20 protein-coding genes and 2 tRNA genes are annotated in these 25,306 nt (G+C 67.3%); 7 read left to right on the top strand and 15 right to left on the bottom strand.

The features are described from left to right. The first annotated feature begins 15 nt into the window (after positions 1 to 15). From MWM45_RS00110 to pknB, 5 genes are read left to right on the top strand one after another with little or no spacing between them, the layout of a single operon-like run. Positions 16 to 1,602 carry a PP2C family protein-serine/threonine phosphatase gene (locus MWM45_RS00110; protein WP_247829280.1) on the top strand — a complete coding sequence of 529 codons (1,587 nt, stop codon included), beginning with the start codon at positions 16 to 18 and terminating at the stop codon, positions 1,600 to 1,602. Beyond that, positions 1,595 to 3,025 carry an FtsW/RodA/SpoVE family cell cycle protein gene (locus MWM45_RS00105; protein WP_247827593.1) on the top strand — a complete coding sequence of 477 codons (1,431 nt, stop codon included), beginning with the start codon at positions 1,595 to 1,597 and terminating at the stop codon, positions 3,023 to 3,025. Before MWM45_RS00110 ends, MWM45_RS00105 begins: the two co-directional genes overlap by 8 nt. Next, a complete protein-coding gene (locus tag MWM45_RS00100) occupies positions 3,022 to 4,464 on the top strand; it encodes a peptidoglycan D,D-transpeptidase FtsI family protein (protein ID WP_247827592.1) in 1,443 nt (480 codons plus the stop codon). Before MWM45_RS00105 ends, MWM45_RS00100 begins: the two co-directional genes overlap by 4 nt. Continuing rightward, positions 4,461 to 6,290 carry a protein kinase domain-containing protein gene (locus MWM45_RS00095; RefSeq protein ID WP_247827591.1) on the top strand — a complete coding sequence of 610 codons (1,830 nt, stop codon included), beginning with the start codon at positions 4,461 to 4,463 and terminating at the stop codon, positions 6,288 to 6,290. Before MWM45_RS00100 ends, MWM45_RS00095 begins: the two co-directional genes overlap by 4 nt. Before the next feature lie 34 nt (positions 6,291 to 6,324). After that, positions 6,325 to 8,298 carry a Stk1 family PASTA domain-containing Ser/Thr kinase gene (gene pknB, locus MWM45_RS00090; RefSeq protein ID WP_247827590.1) on the top strand — a complete coding sequence of 658 codons (1,974 nt, stop codon included), beginning with the start codon at positions 6,325 to 6,327 and terminating at the stop codon, positions 8,296 to 8,298. Here the strand turns inward: pknB and MWM45_RS00085 are convergent. Continuing rightward, positions 8,295 to 8,939 carry an aminodeoxychorismate/anthranilate synthase component II gene (locus tag MWM45_RS00085; protein ID WP_043442695.1) on the bottom strand — a complete coding sequence of 215 codons (645 nt, stop codon included), beginning with the start codon at positions 8,937 to 8,939 and terminating at the stop codon, positions 8,295 to 8,297. The genes pknB and MWM45_RS00085 overlap by 4 nt on opposite strands. A gap of 305 nt (positions 8,940 to 9,244) precedes the next feature. On the opposite strand from MWM45_RS00085, the gene MWM45_RS00080 reads away from it, so the two are divergent. Then, positions 9,245 to 9,493: a cell division protein CrgA gene (locus MWM45_RS00080; protein WP_043442692.1), complete on the top strand. Its 249-nt coding sequence runs from the start codon at positions 9,245 to 9,247 to the stop codon at positions 9,491 to 9,493. Between the two features lie 268 nt (positions 9,494 to 9,761). Here MWM45_RS00080 and MWM45_RS00075 read toward each other — a convergent pair whose 3' ends face one another. Further along, positions 9,762 to 10,637 (bottom strand): rhomboid family intramembrane serine protease, encoded by an 876-nt coding sequence (locus tag MWM45_RS00075; protein WP_247827589.1) that lies wholly within the window; start codon positions 10,635 to 10,637, stop codon positions 9,762 to 9,764. A gap of 5 nt (positions 10,638 to 10,642) precedes the next feature. Further along, on the bottom strand, positions 10,643 to 11,185 hold the full coding sequence (locus MWM45_RS00070; RefSeq protein WP_247827588.1) for a peptidylprolyl isomerase: 543 nt from the start codon (positions 11,183 to 11,185) through the stop codon (positions 10,643 to 10,645). 164 nt (positions 11,186 to 11,349) lie between these two features. Between MWM45_RS00070 and MWM45_RS00065 the strand changes: the two genes are divergently transcribed. Further along, complete coding sequence (locus MWM45_RS00065) at positions 11,350 to 12,321, top strand: hypothetical protein (RefSeq protein WP_247827587.1); 972 nt, start codon at positions 11,350 to 11,352, stop codon at positions 12,319 to 12,321. A gap of 90 nt (positions 12,322 to 12,411) precedes the next feature. On the opposite strand, the gene MWM45_RS00060 is transcribed toward MWM45_RS00065, so the two are convergent. From MWM45_RS00060 to dnaA, 12 genes are all read right to left on the bottom strand, one after another. Then, positions 12,412 to 13,332 carry a DMT family transporter gene (locus MWM45_RS00060; protein ID WP_247827586.1) on the bottom strand — a complete coding sequence of 307 codons (921 nt, stop codon included), beginning with the start codon at positions 13,330 to 13,332 and terminating at the stop codon, positions 12,412 to 12,414. A gap of 88 nt (positions 13,333 to 13,420) precedes the next feature. Beyond that, positions 13,421 to 13,493: transfer RNA gene (locus MWM45_RS00055), tRNA-Ala, on the bottom strand. Positions 13,494 to 13,538: 45 nt separating this feature from the next. Continuing rightward, positions 13,539 to 13,655: a DLW-39 family protein gene (locus MWM45_RS00050; RefSeq protein ID WP_247827585.1), complete on the bottom strand. Its 117-nt coding sequence runs from the start codon at positions 13,653 to 13,655 to the stop codon at positions 13,539 to 13,541. 38 nt (positions 13,656 to 13,693) lie between these two features. Continuing rightward, a tRNA-Ile gene (locus MWM45_RS00045) sits at positions 13,694 to 13,767 on the bottom strand. Between the two features lie 86 nt (positions 13,768 to 13,853). Beyond that, complete coding sequence (locus MWM45_RS00040; protein WP_247827584.1) at positions 13,854 to 14,384, bottom strand: DUF3566 domain-containing protein; 531 nt, start codon at positions 14,382 to 14,384, stop codon at positions 13,854 to 13,856. Further along, positions 14,381 to 17,050 carry a DNA gyrase subunit A gene (gene gyrA / locus MWM45_RS00035; protein ID WP_247827583.1) on the bottom strand — a complete coding sequence of 890 codons (2,670 nt, stop codon included), beginning with the start codon at positions 17,048 to 17,050 and terminating at the stop codon, positions 14,381 to 14,383. The genes MWM45_RS00040 and gyrA overlap by 4 nt, the downstream gene beginning before the upstream one ends. Positions 17,051 to 17,117: 67 nt before the next feature. Beyond that, positions 17,118 to 19,157: a DNA topoisomerase (ATP-hydrolyzing) subunit B gene (gyrB, locus tag MWM45_RS00030; protein WP_272496054.1), complete on the bottom strand. Its 2,040-nt coding sequence runs from the start codon at positions 19,155 to 19,157 to the stop codon at positions 17,118 to 17,120. 244 nt (positions 19,158 to 19,401) lie between these two features. After that, positions 19,402 to 20,028: a DciA family protein gene (locus MWM45_RS00025; protein WP_247827582.1), complete on the bottom strand. Its 627-nt coding sequence runs from the start codon at positions 20,026 to 20,028 to the stop codon at positions 19,402 to 19,404. Next, on the bottom strand, positions 20,021 to 21,310 hold the full coding sequence (recF, locus tag MWM45_RS00020) for a DNA replication/repair protein RecF (protein ID WP_247827581.1): 1,290 nt from the start codon (positions 21,308 to 21,310) through the stop codon (positions 20,021 to 20,023). Before recF ends, MWM45_RS00025 begins: the two co-directional genes overlap by 8 nt. Before the next feature lie 10 nt (positions 21,311 to 21,320). After that, positions 21,321 to 22,217 carry a phosphogluconate dehydrogenase (NAD(+)-dependent, decarboxylating) gene (gene gnd, locus MWM45_RS00015; protein ID WP_247827580.1) on the bottom strand — a complete coding sequence of 299 codons (897 nt, stop codon included), beginning with the start codon at positions 22,215 to 22,217 and terminating at the stop codon, positions 21,321 to 21,323. Positions 22,218 to 22,281: 64 nt separating this feature from the next. After that, a complete protein-coding gene (gene dnaN / locus MWM45_RS00010) occupies positions 22,282 to 23,406 on the bottom strand; it encodes a DNA polymerase III subunit beta (RefSeq protein ID WP_247827579.1) in 1,125 nt (374 codons plus the stop codon). Between the two features lie 484 nt (positions 23,407 to 23,890). Continuing rightward, positions 23,891 to 25,306, bottom strand: a complete 1,416-nt coding sequence (dnaA, locus tag MWM45_RS00005; protein WP_043442664.1) for a chromosomal replication initiator protein DnaA — start codon at positions 25,304 to 25,306, stop codon at positions 23,891 to 23,893.

The raw sequence follows: 25,306 nt of genomic DNA, 5'->3' as shown, positions 1-25,306 counted from the left end.
CGCTCCGACGTGGGCATGGTGCGGGCGAAGAACGACGACTCCGCGTACGTGGGCCGTTACCTGGCCGTCGTCGCCGACGGCATGGGCGGACACGCGGGCGGCAACGTGGCCTCGGCCTCCACCGTGCTCGACCTCGTCCACCTCGATCACGGGGCGCACGACGGCGACGCCGGGACGCACCTGGCCGACGAGATCCAGACCGCGAACTCGCTCCTGTCCGAACTCGTCGCCACCAACCCGCAGCTCGCCGGCATGGGGACCACGGTCACGGCGATCCTGCTCGAGGGCAGCACCCTGCAGCTCGCCCACATCGGCGACTCCCGCGCCTACCGCCTCAAGGACGGCGTCTTCGAGCAGATCACCACGGATCACACGTTCGTCCAGCGCCTCATCGAGGAAGGGCGGCTCAGGCCCGAGGAAGCGGAGACCCACCCGCACAAGAACGTCCTCATGAGGGTCCTCGGCGACGTCGACGCGAGCCCGGAGCTGGACCTCGCGCAGTTCGACGCCGAACCCGGCGAACGCTGGCTGCTCTGCTCGGACGGCCTGAACGCGGTCCTGCAGGACCGCGCGGTGGAGCAGGTCATGCGCGAGTCGAAGGGCATCCGCGAGTGCGTCGACACCCTCGTCGAGCTGACCCTCGCGGGCGGCTCCCCGGACAACATCACCGTCGCCGTCGTCGAGGTCATCGAAGCGGACGACGACGACGCGTTGCCGCCGGTGTCCATCCCGCCCGCGCGGCAGGCGGCCGGGGAACGCGACACACCGACAGACCCCGATGCGGCCTCCCACGAGATCGACCGGAACGGCGACCTGCCCGGTGCGGCGATCCGCGCCGACATCATCCGCCAGGACCTGCTGACGAGACCCCACGTGCTCGTGGGGTCCGCGGCACTCGCGACCGAGACGGGCCAGATCCCGATCGTGACCCAGCGGTCCACGGAACGGCGCGCCGCGATGATGCTGACCCACAAGGCGGAGCCGGAGGTCAGCGACGACGTCGAGGACGAGGCCCCGGCGCGGAAGAAGCGCTGGTTCATCCCGGCGACCCTCGCCCTCATGAGCCTCATCCTGATCGCCGTCGTCGGCCTGGGCTACACCTGGACCCAGACGCGCTACTACGTGGCGGACTCCGAGAACCGCGTCGCGATCTACACGGGGGTCCCCCAGCGGATCGGGCCGATCAGCCTCAGCGAACTGTACGAGGTGACGGACATCCCCGTCTCCAACCTGCCCGAGTACCAGCGGTCCCAGCTGTCCAACACGCTGCCGGCCGCGAGCCTGGAGGAAGCCGAACGGATCGTCGGCGATCTGCGCAGTGAACTGCGAGCCGTCAGCTGCGACCCGGCACCCTCCTCGACGGCCCCGGCGTCGCCGCGCCCGACCGCCGGTTCCACAGCCGGCGCAGCGGCGCCCTCGGGTACGGCGTCACCGCAGCCCTCCGGGTCTCCATCGGCCACCCCGACCGCGGGGCCCACCCCGTCGTCGTCCCCGTCGTCCTCGTCCGGTCCCGCCGCGGAGTCCGCGTCGCCGCAGCCGACGTCGTCGTCCCCCGCCGTGTCATCCCCAGCCGTCGAATGTGAAGGTGCAGCAGATGAGTGATGTCTTGACCGCGCCCCGGTCGCGGCGCAACGTCGAGCTGCTCCTGCTCCTCCTCGCGCTGACCGTCGCCATAGCCGCCAGTTACCTGGCGGGCGTCGATCGCGAGGAGGCGTTCAGTGAGTTCTTCTGGACCCAGGGGCTGACCCTCACCCTCATGAGCCTCTTCCTGCATATCGTCCTGCGTCTCCGGGCGAAGTATGCCGATCCGCTCATTCTTCCGATCGTGGTGGCGCTGAACGGGATCGGCCTGGCCATGATCCACCGGCTGGACCTGTCGGCCCTGCAGGCCAACCCGGAGATCGACCCCGTCGCATCACAGCAGGTCATGTGGACGGCCGTCGCGATGGGCGCCGCCGCCGCTCTCCTGATCCTGCTGCGGGACCACCGGTTGCTGCGCCGTTTCACGTACATCTCGCTGATCGTCAGCGCCGTCCTTCTCCTGCTGCCGCTCGCCCCGGCCCCGATCGGCCTGGAGATCAACGGGGCGAGGATCTGGATCTCGGTGGGCTTCGGCACCTTCCAGCCGGGCGAGATCGCGAAGATCACCCTCGCCATATTCTTCGCCGGGTATCTTTCGACGAATCGTGACCTGATCCTGCTGGCGGGCAAGAAGCTCGGCCCGCTCCAGCTCCCCCGCTTCAAGGACCTCGCGCCCATGGCGGCCGCCTGGGTCGTGAGCATCGGTGTGCTGATCTTCCAGCGGGACCTCGGCTCGTCCATCCTCTTCTTCGGCCTGTTCATGGTCATGATCTACGTCGCGACGAGCCGTGTCAGCTGGGTACTGATCGGCCTGGCCATGATCGGCGTCGGCGTCTTCGTGGCCCTCGAACTGTTCAGCCACGTCGCGCTGCGGTTCGACTCGTGGATCAATGCCTTCGCCCCGGAGGTCTACGACCGCGTGCCGGGCGGCAGCCACCAGGTGGTGCAGGGCCTGTTCGGCCTGGCCAACGGCGGACTCGCCGGCACGGGCTTCGGCGCAGGGCGTCCCGACCTCGTCACGTACGCCAACAGCGACATGATCATCGCGGCACTGGGAGAGGAGCTGGGGCTCATCGGCGTCGTCGCCGTCGTGATGCTCTACGTGCTCCTGGTCTCCCGGGGAATCCGGGCGGCCCTCGGCACCAAGGACGGTTTCGGCAAGCTCCTCGCCTGCGGCCTCTCCTTCACCATCGCCCTACAGTGCTTCGTGGTCATCGGCGGCATCACGCGCCTGATCCCCCTCACGGGACTCACCACGCCGTTCATGTCGGCCGGCGGCTCCTCCCTGCTGGCGAACTGGCTCATCGTGGCCCTGATCCTGCTCATCTCCGAGTCCGCGCGCCGTCCGGTGTCGACGGCACCCATGAAGGACTCGTTCCCCGAAGCGCTCGGGGTCAACGGCAGACCCATGAAGAAAAGGACCGCGAAGGTGGCCACCCGATGAACCAGGCCATCCGCAGGGCATGGGTCGTGGCGATCAGCATGTTCGCCCTCGTCCTCGGTTCCCTCACCTACGTGCAGTTCTTCCAGGCGCAGGAGCTCAAGGACAACCCCTGGAACAGCCGCCAGCTGTACCAGGACTTCGGCCGGCAGCGCGGTGCGATCCTGGTGGACGGCCGTGCCGTCGCCGAGTCCGTGCCCTCGAACGACCAGTTCAACTACCAGCGCGTGTACAACGAACCGGAACTGTACGCACACCTGAGTGGGTACTACTCCCTCTCCCTGGGGTCGTCGCAGCTCGAGAAGACGGAGTCGGAGATCCTTGCGGGAACCAGCAGTTCGCTGTTCTACGACCGCGTGGTGACCCTCTTCTCCGGCGTCGATCCGCAGGGCGCCTCCGTGGAGCTCACGATCGACCCGGAGATCCAGCAGCTCGCCTCCGACCTCATCCCCGACGGCCAGCGCGGCTCGATCGTGGTGATGGAGCCCTCCACCGGCAACATCCTCGCGATGGTCTCGAAGCCCTCCTACGATCCCAACCTCCTGGCGGGGCATGACACGGCGGTCATCGAACAGAACGCGGCGAGGCTCTCCGAGCAGCCGGGACTCTCGATCTACCTGAATCCGGCAACCGAGGCCCTCGTCTCGCCCGGGTCCGTCTTCAAGCTCATCGACGCCGCCGCGGCCCTCGAGTCCGGGGAGTACGACGCCGAATCGCAGATCCCGAATCCTCCGGCCCTCGAGTTCCCGGGGATCGAGTACACCCTGCCGAACTTCGTCTCGGGCGGCTGCGCGAGCAGGACGACGGCGGACCTGGAGTTCGCGCTGGAACAGTCGTGCAACACGCCCTTCGCGCAGATCGCACTGGACCTCGGGGAGGAGGCCATCCAGGAGCAGGCCGCGAAATTCGGTTTCGGCGAGGAGATGTACATCCCCACCCGCGTGATCGCGAGTACCTTCCCGTCGGACCTGACGGATCCCGAGCTGGCGCAGTCCGCCGTCGGCCAGTTCGACACGCTGGTGACCCCCCTCCAGATGGCGATGGTGTCCGCGGCCATCGCGAACGACGGCCAGCAGATGAAACCGCAGCTCGTGAAGTCGGTCCGGGCCGCGGACCTGGAGCTCATCGACTCGCCCCAGCCGGAGTCGCTGCGCCAGTCGGTCAGCCGGGACACCGCGGACCAGCTCACCGACTGGATGGTCAACGTGGTGGACAACGGCACGGCGGTGGGGGCTCAGGTACCCGGTGTCCGGGTGGCCGGCAAGACGGGAACCGCGGAGTTCTCCACGACCGGTGACAACGCATGGTTCACGGGCTTCGCACCCGCGGACGACCCCCAGGTAGCCCTTTCGATCGTGATGGAGAACGTGGACATCCCCACTGGTCAGCAACTGACTTCACCCAGTGCCAAGAGACTCATAGAGGCGGTGTTGAACAGATGAGGCCCACGTCAGGCATCACCCTGGGCGGCAGGTTCGAACTGACCGAGCGGATCGCCATCGGCGGTATGGGCGAGGTGTGGAAGGCCCGGGACCAGATCCTCGGCCGTGTCGTCGCGATCAAGATCCTCAAGGAGGAGTACTCGGGTGATCCCGCGTTCCTCAACCGTTTCCGGGCGGAGGCCCGCCACACGGCGCTGCTGAACCACGAAGGCATCGCGAACGTCTTCGACTACGGCGAGGAGGGCGGATCCGCGTACCTCGTGATGGAACTCGTTCCCGGGCAGCCGCTCTCGGCCGTCATCGAGAAGGAACAGGTGCTCTCCCCCGACCGCACGCTCTCGATCGTCGGGCAGACCGCCACGGCTCTCGCCGTCGCGCACCGCCAGGGTCTGGTGCACCGCGACGTGAAGCCGGGCAACATCCTCGTGATGCCGGACAGTCGCGTCAAGATCACCGATTTCGGCATCGCCCGGCTGGCCGATCAGGTACCGCTGACCGCTACCGGGCAGGTCATGGGGACGGCGCAGTACCTCGCGCCGGAGCAGGCGACCGGCCAGCCGGCAACGGGCTCCTCCGACATCTACGCGCTCGGCGTCATCGGGTACGAACTGCTGGCCGGACGGCGCCCGTTCTCCGGCGAGTCCCAGATCGCGATCGCCCTCGCCCAGGTCAACGACGCCCCGCCGCCGCTCCCGCAGTCCATCCCGCGTCCGGTCCGGGGGCTCATCGGCTCCATGCTGGCCAAGGACCCTGCGGATCGACCGCGCGATGCCGAATCCCTCGCACGTGCCGTCGATGCGATCCGTGCCGGTGACATCCGTGCCGCGGAAGCGGCCGTCCCGGGCCTGCTATCCTTCGCGGACGATTCAGGCATAGCGACCGCAGCGATTCCCCGCCAGGACACACAGGCGACGACGACGGTGCCCGCACCGACGACATCGGCCCTGCCCACGGTCGCCGCACCTGCCGCGGCCGGCGCGGCTGCCGGCCTCGCGGCCTCGCGGAACTGGTCGGAGGACGACGTCGATGCGCCCGCCCCGACGGACCGCGACGAGGACGAGAACCGCCGGAGCCCGTGGCTGATCCCGCTGATCGTGCTCCTCCTGCTCGCGCTCGGCGCCATCGCCTTCCTGGTCCTGCAGCCCCTGCTGGCCGGTGGCGGGGATGATCCTGCGCCGGCGGAGACGAGCACCTCCGCGAGCCCCGTACCGGCGACCTCCCGCACGTCGTCGCCGTCGCCGTCTCCCACCTCGCCGTCCCCCTCACCCTCCCCGAGCACGACGGAGGCCGATCAGGTGGTCATCACCCCGAGCCAGTACCTCGGCCGGCCCGAGGCAGAGGTCTCGGCGGAACTCGGCGGCCTCGGGTTCCGCGTCGAATCCCAGCGGGAGTCCTCCGCCGAGTACGCCGAGGGCCTGGTGATCGGTGTCGCCCCCGTCGGAGCGCTGAGCCCGGGGGAGACCATCACCCTCACCGTCTCGGCCGGACCGGAACAGGTCTCGATCCCCGCCGGACTCCAGGGACGAACGGAGGCCGAGGTCCAGGCCGCCCTGGTGGACCTCGGCCTGCGGCCCGTGAACGCGGGCAGCGAGGAGTCCACGCAACCCGAGGGGACGATCCTGCGGACGAACCCCGGGCCCGGGACCGAGGTGCCGGTCGACAGCGAGGTGAGCTACATCGTCTCGTCCGGGCCTCCCCCGACCCAGGCGCCCGCGCCGGCCCCGCCGCCGGCGGCTCCGACCACGCCGCCGGCGACGGCCGCGGCCACGGCGCCGACGCCTACACCGACGCCGACACCGACACCGACAGCCACCTCCGGCCCGTGACCGGCGACCCGAGACGGCACGGAAAGGATGCGATGTGACAACCACCGAGCGCGTCCTGAACGGGCGCTACGAGGTCCGTGAACTGATCGGCCGCGGCGGCATGGCCGACGTGCACCGGGGGGTGGACCTGCGCCTCGGCCGTTCGGTCGCCATCAAGGTGCTGCGGAAGGACCTCGCGAGGGATCCGCTCTTCCAGGCGAGGTTCCGGCGGGAGGCCCAGGCCGTGGCCGGACTCAACAACCCGAGCATCGTGGCGGTGTACGACACGGGCGAGGAGGAGATCCCCGACCGGCCGCAGCACGAGGTGCGGGTCCCGTTCATCGTGATGGAGTACGTGGAGGGGCTCACCCTGCGGGACCACGTCAAGGCCGGCGACCTCACCCCGGAGGACAGCGTCACCTACGTGGCGGGTGTCCTCTCCGCCCTCGAGTACAGCCACCGGGCGGGCATCGTCCACCGCGACATCAAGCCCGCCAACGTGATGATCACGCCCGCTGGTGCGGTCAAGGTCATGGATTTCGGCATCGCACGCGCCATCGCCGATTCGCAGGCCACCATGACGCAGACGCAGGCCGTGCTGGGGACGGCGCAGTACCTCTCGCCCGAGCAGGCACGCGGCGAGACCGTCGATGCGCGGAGCGACCTGTATTCGACCGGCTGCCTGCTGTTCGAACTACTCACCGGACGGCCACCGTTCATCGGTGACAGTCCCGTCTCCGTCGCCTATCAGCACGTGCGGGAGGCACCACCCCGTGCAGGCAGCCTGAACCCCGAGGTGACCCCGGCGCTCGAGTCCGTGCTGGACCGGGCGCTCCAGAAGGACCGCGACCACCGTTTCGAGGATGCGGGCGCTTTCCGGAGGGCACTGCTCGACGCCGGACGCGGTGTGGTGCTCGCCCCTGCGGCCGGTGACGCCACCGAGGCGATGGACGTCACGGCGTCGCGGACACATCCGGCGACCCTGGGTGCGGCCGCGGCGGCGGCCGCCGGACCGGGCACGCGTGCCATGGACAGGGTCGCGGGTGAGCATCTGCCGGCGGACGGGGACCACCTGTCGGACGACGACGGCCGGCTGGACGTCCTGCGCGGCGGGGACGAGCCGGACGACCGGAGGGAGCGGCGGCGCAGGGCGTCCCGGGCAGCCTGGACCACGGTGTTCTTCGTGGCGGTGCTGCTCGTGCTCGCCGCGGGCTACTTCGTCATCACCTCCGTGAACGACCAGCCCGTCCAGGAAGTGGCGGCGGTGGATGTCCCGGACCTGGTCGGCATGCCGGAAGCCGATGCGCGGGACGCCATCGTGGACGCGGGCCTCACTCCCTCCACGGACGAGGAATTCAACGCGTCGGTCGACGCCGGGGACGTCATCTCCTCCGACCCGTCGGCGGGGGCATCGGTCGAACCGGACTCCCGCGTGAACATCACGGTGTCCCTCGGGCCGGCGAACGTGGTGCTGCCCGAATCCCTCCCAGGCCTGACCGAGTCCTCGGCACGCGATGCACTGGAGGACCTGCGCCTGAAGGGTGGCGAGGTCACCGAGGAGACCAGCGCCGTCGTCGCACAGGGAAGGGTCATCACCACGAGGCCGCAGCCCGGGCAGTCCGTGCCGGTCGGCAGTACGGTGGACCTCGTGCTCTCCAGCGGCAGGGTGACGGTTCCCCTGCTCACCGACCTCACGGTGGCGCAGGCGCAGGCCCTGCTCGAGGACCCGGCCGTACAGCTGCCCTTCAGCGTCCGTGAGGTCGAGAACAGCGTCGTACAGCCCGGTATCATCACGGCACAGTCGGAGCCGGCGCAGTCCGAGGTGGCGCAGGGTACGGAGATCGTCCTCACCATCGCCAAGGCACCGGCGGAACCCACCCAGGCACCGACGGAGGAGCCGACCCAGGAGCCCACCCAGGAGCCCACCCAGCAGCCGACCGGTACACCGGCCGATCCCCCGAGCGACGAGCCGGAGGACCGGCCGACGGGGGAGCAGTCGGAGCCGCGGCCTACGGAGGGCTCCGACTAGCGGGCGATCAGCGGGCTGAGTCCTTCCGACAGGGCCGATGCACCCTCGAGGCCCAGGGACTCGAGCCAGTTGCCGAGCATCCGGTACCCGCCCTCGGTGAGAACCGATTCCGGGTGGAACTGGACGCCGCACAGCGGCGCGCTCCTGTGTTCGAGGCCCATGATGATGCCGCTGGCCGTGCGTGCCGTGACCGTGAGTTCGGCCGGGACGTCGTCGCTGACGGCCGCGAGCGAGTGGTACCGCGTCGCCGTGACCGGTGAGGGGAGCCCGGCGAACACACTGGTGGCATCGTGTTCCACCAGGGACGTCTTGCCGTGCATCAGCTCGGGCGCGTGGGTGACGGTGCCGCCGTAGGCCTCCGCGAGTGCCTGGTGGCCGAGGCAGACCCCGAGCATGGGTTTGCCGTTCTCTCCGCACCACCTGATGAGGTCGACACACACCCCGGCGTCGGCGGGCGTCCCCGGGCCCGGGGAGATCAGGACTCCGTCGCGTGAGGCGGCCATCTCCTGCACCTCCGCGAGTGTGAGGTCGTCGTTGCGGACCACGGTGGTCTCGGCACCGAGTTCCTGGAGATACCCGACCAGCGTGTAGACGAAGCTGTCGTAGTTGTCGACGACGAGGATTCTGGTGGTGTCAGCCATGAGCTAGGGGGAACCAATCGTTGAATCAGTGAGCGGGTTGGACTGGGAGACCCAGGGGAACACGAAGAGCATCAGCACCGAGTAAGCAATAATACGCTCCTGCGCACCGGACCTCGGACCTGACCATTGCCGCTGCCGCCCTGGGGTTGCACGGGTATCGGACGGTTCTTGGCTAGAATCAGGGGGATATCCGGGCCGCCGGACGTTGTTCTCCTTCAGGCTAGCCTGCGGGTCCGGGCACGGAATGGCGGCCGGTACGACCACTGGTACAGCTGATCGCAGCCGTGCCCTGCCGAGGAGAAACCGTGCCCGAGTCGAAGCCCCGTAAGAGAGCCAGGTCCGCCGCTCCCGCCGTGAAGTCCTCGCAGCCGAAGCCGAACCCCGTCTGGTACAAACCCGTCATGTTCGGCCTCATGATCATCGGCCTGCTCTGGATCATCACGTTCTACATCTCGGAATCCCGCTTTCCCGTCGAGGCCTGGGGATCGTGGAACATCCTCGCCGGCTTCGGCATCGCGATCGTCGGGTTCCTCATGACCACACGCTGGCGGTAGCCGCGCGCGGCCGGTGCCCGGCGTCTGCCATCCACGGCAGCGCCCCTCTCCGCTCTGTACACACGCTGTGCAGAAAGTTATCCACAGATGTGCACAGAATTGTTGATGGTTCAGCGGGGGGCCTGAAATCCCGGGCGAGGCTTATCCACAGCTGTGGAATTACATGTGTGTAAGTTATCCCCCGTGTGGATAAGGGGTGTGGACAACTCGGGAGGGCCGGCGCGATGCGCACCGGCCCTCCCGAGTTCGTTCCGTCGTCAGTAGCGTCCTAGAAGGGGAGAAGTGAGACTCCCAGCACGGTCAGCAGGACCAGGAGCACGACGACGCCTCCCAGACCCAGCCACTGGAGACGTGTCTGCCGGGGACCGCGGGGGACGTAGGCGATCACTGCGGCGCATGCTGCACCGGCCACGAGCCCGCCCAGGTGGGCCTGCCAGGCGATCGATGGCACCAGGAACCCCAGCGCGGCGTTGATCGCGATCAGGACGACGATCTGTCGGACGTCCCCGCCGCGCTTCCGCTGGACGATGAAGAGCGCTCCGAACAGTCCGAAGACCGCTCCCGAGGCACCGACGACGCCCTGACCGGGGTTCCCGGACAACAGGAGGACGCCGACCGATCCGCCCAGGGCCGAGATCAGGTACAGCGCGAGGAACCTCGCCCGTCCCAGCGTGGGCTCCAGGGACTTCCCGAGGATGTAGAGCGCGTACATGTTGAAGGCGATGTGCAGATACGAGCCCGGCGAGTGCAGGAAGGCCGCCGTCAGCATGCGCCAGGGCTGGGCCGGCAGCGCCCCCTCCACACCGGCGGTGAAGACCGGGGCATAGATGAAGGTGTTGGTCACCCCGGGCAGCACCAGCTGCAGCAGGAAGACCACCACGCAGATACCGATCAGCGTGTAGGTCACCACGGTCGTGCCCCCGCGCACCACGCCGCCGAGCGCGGTCCGGTAGACCGGAGCGGCGGCGGCCTGCTCCCGTACGCAGTCCACGCACTGGAAACCGACCGCCGCGGGCCTCTGGCAGTCCGCACACGCCGGCCGGTCGCACCTCTGGCATCTCACATAGCTGACGCGGTCGGGGTGCCGCGGGCAGACCGGGGCCGGCTGGCTCCCGGCATCGGGCGCGTGGACACCGTAGGACATCTGGGTTAGAGCTGTTCCACGGTGATGCTCTTGATGACGACATCCTCGAGGGGCTTGTCCCTCATGTCGGTGGCGATCGAGTTCAGCTTCTCCACCACGCCACGCGACTCCTCGTCGGTGACGTCACCGAAGATGGTGTGCTTTCCCTGCAGCCACGTGGTGGGCACGGAGGTGATGAAGAACTGCGAGCCGTTGGTGCCGCGCCCGCCCTGCGTGCCGGCGTTCGCCATCGCCAGCTTGTAGGGCTCCTTGAACGAGAGGTCCGGGTTGATCTCGTCGTCGAACTTGTACCCGGGGCCGCCGGTGCCCTGGCCCAGGGGATCCCCGCCCTGGATCATGAAGTCCTTGATGATGCGGTGGAAGATCGTCCCGTCGTAGAGGGGAGCGTTGCTCTCCTCACCGGTCTGCGGGTGGGTCCAGGCGATCTCGCCGGTCGCGAGGCCCACGAAGTTCTTGACCGTCTTCGGCGCATGGTTGCCGAAGAGGTTCACCTCGATGTCGCCCTGGTTGGTATGGATGGTCGCTTTTGCTGTCGGAATAGCAGTCATCAGGCCATTCTTCCACGCGGCATCTGACAATAAGCTGGAGCAGGGCCATTCCGCGCACAGTGAAACGGCAGCCTCCCGGGCATTCCGCCTGCCGGCCGGATAGCACCCTCTGCCCATGCAACGTAGGCTGATCAAAACGAGTAACCACCCCCTTGGAGGTTTTTGTGAAGAAGAACGCACGTCCCACCCACGAACTCGAAGAAGGCGTCGCACTCGGACTGGCAGCAGCCGCCGGACTGGCCGCCGCACGCGAATGGGCCACACCGCGCGTCGACGCCGCGTACGAGTGGGCGAAGCCGCGGTGGGAGAAGGGCATCGAGACCGCCGGCCCCGCCCTGCAGGACTCCGTCCGCAAGGCCTCGGAGGGAATCTCCGGTGGTATCGCCGGTGGTATCGCCGTCGTCGCGCCGAAGATCCAGGACGGAATCGACAAGGTGGGCCCGCGCATCTCGCAGGTCATCGACGACACCACGCCGAAGATCCAGGGAACCCTCGACAAGGCGGCTCCCGCGCTGAACTCGGCGAAGGTTAAGGTGGTCGACGACTACCTGCCGACCCTGTCCACGAAGCTGGGCGACGCAGCGGACACCGCGTCCCGCTCGCTCGCCTCCGCGCACGTGCCGCCGGCCGTCGAGAAGGCCGTCATTCGGATCACCGGTGACAAGAAGGCGGTCAAGAAGGCACAGAAGCGCCTGGTAGCGGCCACCCTGCAGGCCTCCAAGGACCTGAAGAAGAGCCAGCGACGCAACAAGGGCAAGGGCTGGCTGATCGTCGGCATCGTCCTGAGCGCGATCGTCGCGGGTGTCGCCGTCTGGCGGGCCTCCAAGCCGGTCGAGGACCCATGGAAGACGCCGGCTCCGATCAAGGCGGCGCCTGCTCCGGTGTCGAGCGAGAAGACCCGCGAAGCCAACGAGGTCGTCACCTCCATCAAGGAGGCGGCCGGTCGTGCCGCAGCCTCGGAAGGCGACGTCACGAGCAACGCCAAGAGCGACGACAAGGCCAAGGCCGCGAACGACGCCAAGAACGATGCCAAGGTCAGGGCAACGGACGCAGCCAAGTCCGTTGCCGACAAGGCGAAGGACGCCACGGAGGCGGCAAAGCACGCCGCCAAGCCGTCGGACGACTCGAAGGCCTGATCCGGCCGTAGCGCATGGAAGAACCCCCGGCCACAGGCCGGGGGTTCTTCCTTTAACATCCCAGATAACGCATATAACGGACCGAGAATACTAGTCGCCACCCATTCCCGGCGGGGGTGCGACCGCGGTCCCTGCTTCCGTAGGGGAGCGGCGCGCCTTCCGTCGCTGCTGACCGCGTATGACGACGGCGAGGCCCACCAGGATGAGTGCCAGGCCGCCGTAGGTGCCGAGTGGGAGCTGCTCGCCGAGGAACACCGCAGCGAGGATCGCGGCTCCGGGGATCTCGAGCAGGATGATCATGGAGACCACGAGCGGGCTCATGACCGCCAGAAGATGGTTGAAGACGGAGTGACCCATGATCTGGGCCAGCAGGGTGACCGCGAGGATTCCCGCCCAGGCAGCGGGACCGAAGCCGACGATGGGCTGCCCGGTAGCAGCACACAGGGCCAGCAGGATCATGGCGCAGGCGCCGTAGCAGAGCGTGGTGTAGGTCCCGGTGGACATGGTCCGCCGGGCGGCTGCTCCGGCCATCTGGTAGACCGCAGCGAGGGCTCCGCCGGCGAGAGCCAGCAGGTCACCCAGGAGAGCCTCCCGCGACAGGGAGAGATCGAATCCGGTGATGATGACGACGCCCGCGAAGGCGACACCGAGTCCCGCCACCACCGCCGCCTGCGGCCGTGATCCCAGCAGGGCGTTGAAGAGCGCGATCCATGCCACCTGGAGGCAGACGAGAGCGGTGGCGGCCGCGACGGAGGTCAGCTTCAGTGCCGTGATGAAGCACGCGAAATGGAGGGCGAGTGCGACGGCCGCAATACCGAGTCGCCGGTACTCCGCCCGGGTCAGGGCGGCGAACTCGGCCCTCTTGGACACGAGTGCCGGCCCTCCCATCAGCGCGGCGCCGAGCAGGTTGCGCCAGAAGGCGATGGCCAGGACCGGCGCTGCGGTGGCGGCCATGATCGGTCCGGACGCCGATACCCCGATGACGCCGAGGATCGAGAGGAAGATAGTCACCCGGCAACTGTAGGGCACGGTATCCGTGGCCCGTGACCCGACCCGTCAACGCGAAAAGTCCCGGCCATCGGCCGGGACTTTTCTTCGGTGGAGGCACGGGGACTCGAACCCCGAACCCCCTGCTTGCAAAGCAGGTGCGCTACCAATTGCGCCATGCCCCCGAAGTGAACCTCGTCCGGTGGATCCCGGGACGCTGTTCTTTGAAGCTAGACCACGTCGTCCGTCGCACTGCTCCAGACGCTCTTGCTTTTCTCCGAATCCTTCCACCGCTTGTACACGAGGACACTTGCGGCAGCCGCTGCTGCGACGAGCAACTTCTTCACGACAGTCTCCTTGCGGCTTCCTGCGAGTGGTGGATCCGTGGGCGTACCAGGACTTGAACCTGGGACCTCTTCGTTATCAGCGAAGCGCTCTAACCGCCTGAGCTATACGCCCCGATACCTCTTCGGGCCGAGATACGACTTTACAGTAGTGTCTCGGCTTTCTTCAAATCGCCCGGGGGCGCCGAAGAGGCCGGTCTCCTAATCGTCGGTCAGCGTGACACCGATACCGCCGACGAGGGTGGACGAGATGTTGTACAGCACGGCCGAGAGCATGGCCAGGGCGGTCAGGAGCACGACGTTCACGACGGCGATGATCGTCGCGAAGGAGAGGACCTGCGGCAGGGAGGCGAACTGCCGGAGGTCGAACCCGCTGCTCTCCGATCCTGCGATCTCGCGGAGCAGCTCGTTCACGCCGTCGAAGATTCCCGTCAGGTCGAGGACGGTCCAGATCACGAAGGACGCGACCACGGTGACGATCCCGAGCGCGACGGACAGCAGGAAGGACATTTTCAGGACCGACCACGGGTCGACCTTGCTGACGAGCAGCCGGGCCTTCCGGGCCTTCGCCTTCGGAGCCGGCTTCACGAGCCCGGGACGCTGCCCCGGACGGGCGGCCTGTCCACCGGATGCGGGCCGCTGTGGCGGACGCGCGGGAGCATTCACGCGCGGCGCCCCGGACGTGCGCACTTGTCCGCTGGACGGCCGCGGGTTGGTGTTGGCCGAGCTCACTCGTTACCTCCGTGTTCGGGCGACTCAGCGTCGGGCTCAGCCATCTCCTCTGTCGACAACCGTACTTCATCGGCTGTGAACTCCGCAGGATCGTCCTGCGGGGTGATCGTGCCTATCATGTCGACGTCCGGGCTGGCTTCGGCCGGATCGTCGATGAGGCCCTCCTCGACGGCGACGCTGCGCTCACTGTTCCGCGCGACGGCGATGATGCGGTCGGTCTTGTCGGGCTTCGCGAAGATGACACCCATGGTGTCGCGACCCTTCGCGGGGACTCCCGCCACCGCCGATCGCACCACCTTGCCGCCACCCATGACCACGAGGACCTCGTCCTCTTCCTGGACCACGAGCGCTCCGACGAGGTCTCCGCGCTCCTCGGCCAGTTTCGCGACCTTGATGCCCAGTCCTCCACGGCCCTGGACACGGTAGTCGTCCACCTTGGTCCGCTTCGCGAAGCCGCCCTCGGTGACGATGAAGACGTAGGAGTCGTCCGTGACCACGTTCGCGGCCAGCAGCTCGTCGTCCGGGCGGAACTTCATGCCGGTCACGCCCGAGGTGGCGCGGCCCATGGGCCGCAGGGCGTCGTCGTCGGCCGTGAACCGCAGCGACTGTCCCTTGCGGGAGACGAGCATGATGTCGTCGTCGCCGGACACCAGCTGAGCGGAGACGAGTTCGTCGTTGTCGCGCAGGTTGATGGCGATCACGCCGGCGGTGCGGTTGGTGTCGTAGTCCTCGAGGCGCGTCTTCTTCACGAGGCCGCGCTTGGTGGCGAGGACCAGGTAGGGCGACTGCTGGTAGTCGCGCAGGTCCAGGACCTGGGCGATCGTCTCGTCCGGCTGGAAGGCGAGGAGATTCGCCACGTGCTGGCCCTTGGCGTCCCGTGCCGCCTCGACGAGTTCGTACGCCTTGGCGCGGTAGACCCGGCCCAGGTTGGTGAAGAACAGGAGCCAGTGGTGGGTGGTGGTGACGAAGAAGTGCTCGACGACGTCGTCGCCGCGCAGCTGTGCACCCCGGATGCCCTTGCCGCCGCGGGCCTGCTGACGGTAGTTGTCGCTCCGCGTGCGCTTGACGTATCCACCGCGGGTGATGGTGACGACCATCTCCTCCTCGGGGATCAGGTCCTCCATGCTCATGTCGCCGTCGTAGCCCATGAGGATCTCGGTCCGCCGGTCGTCGCCGAACTTGGCCACGATCTCCGCCAGTTCGGTACTGACGATGCCACGCTGCACGTCCTCGGAGGCGAGGATCCGGTTGAACTCCGTGATCATCGACTCCAGCTCGGCATGGCGGTCCTGGATCTTCTGCCGCTCGAGGGCCGCGAGGCGCCGGAGCTGCATGTTCAGGATGGCCGTGGCCTGCAGCTCGTCGATCGAGAGCAGCTCCATCAGCCCGTCCCGGGCCTGCTCCGTCGTGGACGAGGCGCGGATCAGCGCGATGACCTCGTCGAGGGCGTCGAGGGCCTTCAGCAGTCCGCGGAGGATGTGGGCTTCCTCCTCCGCCTTGCGCAGCCGGTACCGCGTGCGGCGCACGATGACCTCGAGCTGGTGGGTCACCCAGTGGCGGATGAACGCGTCGAGGCTGAGCGTGCGGGGCACGTCGTCGACGATCGCCAGCATGTTGGCACTGAAGTTGTCCTGCAGCTGCGTGTGCTTGTAGAGGTTGTTGAGCACCACCTTCGCGACGGCGTCGCGCTTCAGCACGATCACGAGGCGCTGGCCGGTGCGGCCGGACGTCTCGTCGCGGAGGTCGGCGATCCCGCTGACCTTGCCGTCCTTGACGAGTTCCGCGATCTTGATCGCGAGGTTGTCGGGATTCGCCTGGTAGGGCAGCTCCGTGACGACCAGGCAGGTCCGGTTCTGGATCTCCTCGACGTTCACGACGGCCCGCATGGTGACGGATCCGCGACCCGTCCGGTAGGCATCCTCGATGCCCTTGTGCCCGAGGATCTGGGCGCCGGTGGGGAAGTCGGGTCCCTTGATGCGCACGATCAGCGCTTCGAGGAGCTCTTCCTTCGTGGCGTCCGGGTTCTCTAGGTACCACTGGACCCCGTCGGCCACTTCGCGCAGGTTGTGCGGCGGGATGTTGGTGGCCATGCCGACGGCGATACCGGAGGATCCGTTGACCAGCAGGTTGGGGAAGCGCGACGGGAGGATCGTCGGCTCCTGGTTCTTGCCGTCGTAGTTGTCCTGGAAGTCGACGGTCTCCTCGTCGATGTCCCGCACCATCTCCATGGCGAGCGGGGCCATCTTCGTCTCGGTGTATCGCGGTGCCGCGGCGCCGTCGTTGCCGGGGGACCCGAAGTTGCCCTGGCCGAGCGCCAGCGGGTAGCGCATCGTCCAGTCCTGGATGAGGCGCACCAGGGCGTCGTAGATCGCGGAGTCGCCGTGCGGGTGGTACTGCCCCATGACCTCGCCGACCACGCGGGCGCACTTGTTGAACGAGCGGTCCGGCCGGTAGCCGCCGTCGAACATCGCGTAGAGCACACGGCGGTGCACGGGCTTCAGTCCGTCGCGGACATCGGGCAGGGCCCTGCCCACGATGACCGCCATTGCATAGTCCAGGTAGGACCGCTGCATCTCCGTCTGCAGGTCGACCTGCTCGACGCGGTCCGTCAGGACCTCGCCCTCGATGGGCTCGTCCGGTCCGTTGCCGGTGATGTCGTCACTCATGAATCAGTTCCGTTCGTGGAAGGTTCTCAACCGCAGAGATCACTCGACCGCAGGCCGGGTGCGGACCTCAGATGTCGAGGAAACGCACGTCCTTGGCGTTCTGCTGGATGAAGTTGCGGCGGGATTCGACGTCCTCGCCCATCAGGACGGAGAACACCTGGTCGGCGGCTGCGGCGTCGTCCATGGTCACCTGCAGGAGGGTGCGGTGGTCCGGGTCCATGGTGGTGTCCCACAGTTCCGTGTAGTCCATCTCGCCGAGGCCCTTGTAGCGCTGGATCCCGTTGTCCTTGGGCAGTCGCTGGTTGTTCGCCATGCCCATCTTGATGACCTCGTCGCGCTCCCGGTCGCTGAACACGTAGTCGTGCTTCGCGTTGGACCACTTGATCCGGTACAGCGGTGGCTGCGCGAGGTACACGAAACCGTTCTCGATGAGCGGCCGCATGTAGCGGAACAGCAGGGTCAGCAGCAGCGTCGTGATGTGCTGGCCGTCGACGTCGGCATCGGCCATGAGCACGATCTTGTGATACCGGGCCTTGTCCACATTGAAGTCCTCGCCGATCCCCGCGCCGAAGGCGGTGATCATGGCCTGGACCTCGCTGTTGCCGAGGGCACGATCGAGGCGGGCACGCTCCACGTTCAGGATCTTGCCGCGCAGCGGCAGGATGGCCTGGGTCTCGGGATTCCGGCCACGGACCGCGGAGCCGCCGGCCGAGTCACCCTCGACGATGTAGATCTCGGAGCGCGCAGGGTCCTTGGACTGGCAGTCCTTGAGCTTGCCGGGCATGCCGCCGGATTCCAGCAGGCCCTTGCGGCGCGTGGACTCGCGCGCCTTGCGGGCCGCAAGGCGGGCCTGGGACGCCTGGATCGACTTCCGGATGACGTCGCGGGCCGGTCCGGGGTTGCGCTCCAGCCAGTCGCCGAGCTGATCGGTGACCACCCGCTGGACGAACCCCTTCGCCTCGGAGTTGCCGAGCTTGGTCTTCGTCTGCCCCTCGAACTGCGGCTCCGACAGCTTGACGGAGATGACGGCGGTCAGGCCCTCGCGGATGTCGTCACCGGTGAGGTTGTCGTCCTTCTCCTTGATGATGTTCTTCTCGCGTGCGTACTTGTTGATCAGCGTGGTCATGGCCGCACGGAAACCCTCTTCATGCGTCCCACCCTCGTGCGTGTTGATCGTGTTCGCATAGGTGTGCACGCTCTCCGAATACGCCGAGGTCCACTGCAGGGCCACCTCGACGGCCATCCTGCGGTCCGTGTCCTCGGTCTCGAAGGCGATCACGTCGGGGTGGATCACATCCACGCGCTTGGAGGAATTGAGGTGGCGGACGTAGTCGAGCAGCCCGTTCTCGTACAGGTATACGACGGACCGGTGCTTCGGCTCCCCGTCGGAGTCCTGCGCGCTCTGGACCTCCGCGACCTCGTCCGTCTCCACGACGTCCACGCGCTCGTCCGTCAGTGTGATGCGCAGTCCCTTGTTGAGGAACGCCATCTGCTGGAAGCGTGCGCGGAGTGTCTCGAAGTCGAACTCGGTGCTCTCGAAGATCGAGTCGTCGGGGTAGAACGTCTGCGTGGTGCCCGTCTCGGACGTCTCCTCGCCCTTGCGCAGCTCGCCGACGGGCTTCCCGCCGTCCGCGAAGGACTGCATCCACACATGGCCCTGGCGTCGCACCACCGTCTCCACGCGTTTGGACAGCGCGTTGACCACGGAGATGCCGACGCCGTGCAGGCCACCGGACACGGCGTAGCCTCCGCCGCCGAACTTGCCGCCGGCGTGGAGGATGGTCATGACCACTTCCACGGTCGGCCGACCCTCGGTGGGGTGCATGTCCACGGGGATCCCTCGGCCGTTGTCGACGACCTTCACGCCGCCATCGGCCTGCAGTGAGATCTCGATGTGGTCGCAGTATCCCGCCAGCGCCTCGTCGACCGAGTTGTCCACGACTTCGTAGACGAGGTGGTGGAGACCGCGGGGCCCCGTCGATCCGATGTACATGCCCGGACGCTTCCGGACCGCTTCCAGTCCTTCGAGCACCGTGATCTCACTGGCGCCGTAGGCGTGTTCGGTGGCCGCCTCCAGGATCGGGGACTCGCCATCGCCTATTTTCACGTCGCTTGCATTCAACTCGTTCTCGTGTGCCACAGGCGTAGACGGCTCCTCAACTGGATCGACCAAAACAATCTTCCCTATTCTACCCTGCGGAGGGCCCGAGTCCGGTGCGAACACCCCTTCATTGGCCAATAAACCCGCGTCAGACCGGACGGCAGTACCATCCGTGAGCCCGGATACGGCTGCCGGGGCCCTGATTGCGCTACAGGCCGCTCAGCGGACAGCGCAATCGGATCATCGGAGATCACCCGTACGTGTCCCGCGGTCCGCGACCCTTGACGGAGCGTCCGCCCTTGCGCCAGCTCGGAGCCGCGGGGCCGATGACCGACAGCCGGGTGACGACGCCCGCGCCGAGTTCGGCTTCGAAGCGCTGCAGCACCTGCGGGGTGATGAGACGCAGTTGCGTGGCCCAGGCCGTCGAGTCACACCGGACCAGCACGGTGTCCGCGTCGAAGCTCTCCGGGACGCAATGCGCCGCGATGTCGGTCCCGACGATCTCGCTCCAGCGTGACAGCACCGATCCGATCGCGACCGGTGACTTCCATCCCCGCTCGGCGAGCATCCGCGAGAAGACGTTGCCCACGCCCTCCGGGTCCCTGCCGCCGTACACCGGCTCGGGGGAATACCGGCGTCGCGTCGTCTTCGCCGATCGCTTCGACGCCGCCTCGCGCGGCGTGCCCCTCGCCTGTGATGCGCTTCGCAGCCGGTTGAGCAGGGCCTGCGGGGCATCCTGTTCCGGGAACTCGTCCGCCGCGTCGGCCGTCCGGGGCGGCCCGTCGCCCTCCCGCGCATCCCGGGGTGATCGGTCACCGGAGACCTGGGGGTCCTGTCCATCCGTGGGAGGAGTGTCCCCGGAGGCCCGGTCAGACATCTATTCCTCCAGCGGCATCGATCTCGGCGGCGGAGCGCCGGTCGGCGATCCCATCAGTGACGTCGCCGGTTCCGTTCGTGCCGTCACTGATGTCCCCGCCGGCGACGACGGCGCCGGGTACCACCCGGAGCTGCCGTCCGGCGAGTGCCGCCGGGATGTCGTCCCCCACGGCCGCGGTGACGAGGACCTGCTCGGCGGGTGCCACGATGGCAGCGAGCCGGGTGCGCCGTTGCGTATCGAGTTCCGCGAAGACGTCGTCGAGGATGAGCACGGGATCCCCGCCCGGCGTCCGGTCCTCCTCCAGCAGCAGGTAGTAGGACGCGAGTCGCAGGGCCAGGGCCGTCGACCAGGTCTCGCCGTGGGAGGCATATCCCTTCACGGGTACGCGTCCGAGCACCAGCGCGAGCTCGTCACGGTGCGGGCCGACGAGGGAGATCCCCCGCTCGAGTTCCTTCTTGCGGTGGCGGAGGAGACCGGTGACGAACAGGTCGGTGAGCGCACCCTGGTCGAGGTTCCCCAGGCCGTCGTCCCCGGTCCGCCCCAGCTCGGCGTCTCCCTCGGCGGAGGGGTCCGACGACGGCGAGACGCTCGAGACGTACGCGATGTCCGCGGGCTTCGAACCGTCCGTCAACTCCCGGTAGGCGCGCTGCACGTGGGGACGGAGCTTGTCGACGAGGGCGAACCGCGCCGACAGCAGGCGCGCGCCGGATTCGGCGAGGTGCTGGTCCCACACGTCGAGGGTGGCCTCGTGCCCCGTCGAGAACCGGCCGGCAGCACGAGCCGATTTGAGCAGGGCGTTGCGCTGCTTGAGTACCCGCTCGTAGTCCGCCCGCAGCGCGGACTGGTGCGGCAGCAGCGACACCATGACCTCGTCCAGGTACCGGCGCCGTACCGATGGGTCACCCTTGGCGAGGGTGAGGTCCTCGGGAGCGAAGAGGACCGTCTTCAGGATCCCCGCGGCGTCCCTGGCCCGCACGGGATTCGACCGGTTGATCCGTGCGCGGTTCGCGGCGTCGGCGTTGATCTCGACCTCGACGGTCGTGCGTTGCGTTCCGCGGACAAGCTTGCCCCTGATGATCGCCCGCTCCTCGCCGAAGGCGATGAGCGGCTTGTCCGTGCTGACCCGGTGTGAGGACAGCGTCGCGAGGTATCCGATCGCCTCGACGATGTTGGTCTTCCCTACACCGTTCGGCCCGACGAAGACGGTGATGCCGGGCTCGATGGCGGTGTCGAGCTGCCCGTAGCTCCGGAACCCGGTGAGCGAGAGGTGCTCAACGTACACCGGGGCGCACTTACTCGGGCTTCGGCTGGGCGGGCTTGACGGCGTGTCCGCCGAACTGGTTGCGCAGCGCGGCGACCATCTTCATGGACGGTGAGTCCTCCTGGCGCGAATTGAACCGTGCGAACAGCGCGGCGGTGATCGCGGGAGCTGGGATCGAGTTGGCGATGGCCTCCTCGACGGTCCATCGACCTTCACCCGAATCCTCCACGTAGCCGGCGATCGTCGCCAGGCGCGGGTCCTCCTCCAGGGCCTTGACCACCAGGTCCAGCAACCAGGAGCGGACGACGGTGCCCTTCTGCCACGCGGCAAAGGTGCCATGGACATCCTTCACGATGTCCTTGGCCTCGAGCAGCTCATAGCCTTCAGCGTAGGACTGCATGAGACCGTACTCGATCCCGTTGTGCACCATCTTGGCGTAGTGCCCGGCTCCGACATCGCCGACGTGCACGAAGCTCTCCGCCCGATCGCCCTCGGGGCGCAGTGCGTCGAAGATCGGCAGGGCCACTTCGATGTCCTCGTCGCTGCCTCCGGCCATCAGGCCGTATCCGTTCTCCAGGCCCCAGATGCCGCCGGAGACACCGCAGTCGAGGAACCGGATGCCCTTCTGGGCGAGCAGCGTCGCGTGGATCTGGTCATCGGTGAACCTGGAGTTGCCGCCGTCGATCACGAGGTCGTCCTCGGACAGGAGCTGTGAGAGCTCGGTGATGACGGCATGCGTGATCTCGCCGGCCGGGACCATCACCCAGATGAGCCGAGGGGCCGGCAGGGAGGACACGAGTTCCTCGAGGCTCGACACATCCGTGCGATCGGGAGCACGGTCGAAGCCGGTGACCTCGATGCCCTTGGCCCGGAGCCGCTCCCTCATGTTGAATCCCATTTTGCCGAGACCGACGAGACCGATGTGCATGAGCTCTCTTTCTGGTGACGTGTTCGTCCGGCCGTCGGCCGGGTCCTTGGACCGGATGGTCCGGTTACAGATTGGGCAGTCGCACGGGCATCAGCAGGTACCTGTAGTCTTCCCTGTCCTCGCCGGAGGAGTCCTCCTGGGCCGAGATGACAGCGGGTTTCGGGGGCGAGGTGAAGGAGAATCGCACGTACGGGCTGTTGAAGGCCCCGAGGCCCTCGCTGAGGTAGTGCGGGTTGAAAGCCACGGTGATGGCGTCGCCGTCGAGCGTCGCCTCGATCGCTTCGGAGGCCTGCGCATCCTCCCCGGTCCCGGCATCCAGGGTGACCTGTCCTTCCGAGAAAGCGAGGCGCACCGGGGTGTTGCGCTCGGCGACGAGCGAGACGCGTCGCACTGCCTCCACGAGCGCGCTGGTCTGCACGGTCGCGTGGATCGGGGTGGTGGCGGGGAACAGCGATCTGATCTTGGGGTAGTCCCCGTCCACCAGCAGCGACGTGGTCCGGCGGCCCCCGGACTCGAAGCCGATCAGTTCCGAGTTGTCCGACAGGGCGATGTTCAGTTCGCCGGCCCCGCCGAGGGTCTTGGCCACTTCGCTGAGGGTCTTGGCCTTGACGAGGGCGCTGGTGGAGATGCCCGGGGTCGACGGCTTCCAGGCGACCTCACGGAGGGCCAGACGGTACCGGTCCGTGGCCAGCAGTGTGATCAGGTCGTCCTCGATCTCCATCCGCACGCCGGTGAGGATCGGCAGGGTGTCATCACGGCTTGCCGCGATGATGACCTGCGATACCGCCAGGGCGAAGGCGTCTCCGTCGACGACGCCGCTCACGTCCGGGAGTTTCGGCAGTTCGGGATATTCCCCTTCGGGCATAGTCGCGAGGTTGAAGCGGCTGTTGCGGCACGTGAGCGTCACCTTGGAGCCATCGGTCGCCACTTCCACGGGTGCGGAGGGCAGGCTCCGGCAGATGTCGGCGAGGAGACGTCCCGAGACGAGGATGGTGCCTTCCTCGAGGACGTCGGCAGGGATCTCGAGGCGGGCGGAGATCTCGTAGTCGAAGCTCGCAAGGCTCAGCATGCCGCCTTCGGCCTTGATCAGGAGGCCCGCGAGGACCGGCACGGGGGGGCGCGGTGACAGGGAACGGGCGGTCCAGGACACTGCCTCCGCAAGTACATCCCGCTCAACTCTGAATTTCACGGAGCAGTGCCGCCTTTCGCCAGATCAAAAAAACAGCCACCGGCGAACAGCCGGCGGATGGTCGGGTCCGATGCCTTGACGGATGTCCCCACGGCACGGGAACTACAACCCTACTGGGTCAAAGCTTAGCCGGATAGCGAGCCCGCGCAGCGGGGTCCGTCGGGGCGGTGTGCGGGATGTCCGGGACGTGGAATGTTATTTGACGAGCTTTTGAAGTTTAAGGTTCGTAGTGTTAATAACTGCTGTGGATTCTGTGGATAACGTCGCTGGGCGGTGCGACGCCGCGGATTTTGCCTGTGGATAACGTGTGCGTCGAGCCGACGGCCTGCAGGGGGTGGCTGTGGGCAGAATCCTTGTCATTCCGCGCATCCACAGGCAGGTGGGTGGTTATCCTCAGGTTGAGTCGGGATGTCCCCCGGGTTATCCACAGCTGTGTCCACACCTGTTAATTACTGCCGTTGCCTCCAGGAGGCCCGCTGGAGGGTCAGGCTTCCCGCTGCTTGTGCTTGATCCGGTTGGTCAGTTCGGTGACCTGGTTGAAGATCGCACGGCGCTCGGCCATGAGTTCCCGGATCTTGCGGTCGGCGTGGATGACGGTGGTGTGGTCGCGTCCACCGAGCTCCTGTCCGATCTTCGGCAGGGACATGTCGGTCAGTTCACGGCAGAGGTACATCGCGATCTGCCGCGCAGTCACGAGGGTCCTCGTCCGGGACTTGCTGCACAGTTCCTCCATGCTGATCTGGAAGTAGTCCGCTGTCTGCGCCATGATCACCGTCGAGGTGATCTCCTGTGCTCCGTCGGCCGAGATCAGGTCCTTCAGGACGATCTCCGCCAGGTTCACGTCCACGGGCTGGCGGTTCAGGCTGGCGAAGGCCGTGACCCTGATGAGGGCGCCTTCGAGTTCGCGGATGTTCGTGGCGATCTTCGAGGCGATGTACTCGAGCACGTCATCGGGGGCGCTCAGGCTGTCGCTGATCGCCTTCTTCCGGAGGATGGCGATGCGCGTCTCCAGTTCGGGAGGCTGGATGTCGGTCAGCAGGCCCCACTCGAAGCGGGAGCGCATGCGTTCCTCGAACCCGATGAGCTGCTTGGGTGGCAGGTCCGAGGTGATGACGACCTGCTTGCTGTGGTTGTGCAGGGCGTTGAAGGTGTGGAAGAACTCCTCCATGGTCCGGTCCTTGCCGGAGAGGAACTGGATGTCGTCGATCAGCAGGATGTCCACGTTGCGGTAGGTCTGCTTGAAGCTCGAGCCCTCGTCGTCGCGGATCGAGTTGATGAAGTCGTTGGTGAATTCCTCGGAGTTCACGTAGCGGACGCGGATGCCGGTGTAGAGGTGCCTCGCGTAGTGGCCGATCGCGTGCAGGAGGTGGGTCTTGCCCAGCCCCGAGTCGCCGTAGATGAACAGCGGGTTGTAGGCCTTCGCCGGGGCCTCCGCGACGGCCACCGCGGCAGCGTGTGCGAAGCGGTTCGAGGACCCGATGACGAAGGTGTCGAAGATGTACTTCGGATTGAGCCGACCGAACTCGTGCGAATTGCTGGGGGGCGTCGGAGACGGTTTGGCTTCACCCTTCGGCTCCGGGGATGGCTGCTCCGCGGGTTCCTGCTCCGGGACGTCCTCGGTGACGGGGGTCAGTTCGGGGTCGATGACGAACGCGCACTGGATGTCCTCGCGGAACACATCGCGCAGGGCTTCGTCGAGAGCCCCCTTGAGCTGGGTCTGCAGCACTTCGCGCGTCAGTTCGTTCGGGACGGCGATGAGCATCGTCGTCCCGATGAGCCCCTGAGCCTGGGCGAGGACCATGAAGCCGCGTTGGCGGGGGGTGACGCGGTCGTCCTGTTCGAGGGTGCGGATGACCTTACGCCAGGAGCTCCCGACGTCGTTTACCTCATCTGTACCCAC

Source organism: Arthrobacter antioxidans (assembly GCF_023100725.1).
GTDB lineage: Bacteria > Actinomycetota > Actinomycetes > Actinomycetales > Micrococcaceae > Arthrobacter_D > Arthrobacter_D antioxidans.
Note: the sequence above shows the minus strand (reverse complement) of the source record. Positions and strands in the feature narration are given on the sequence as shown.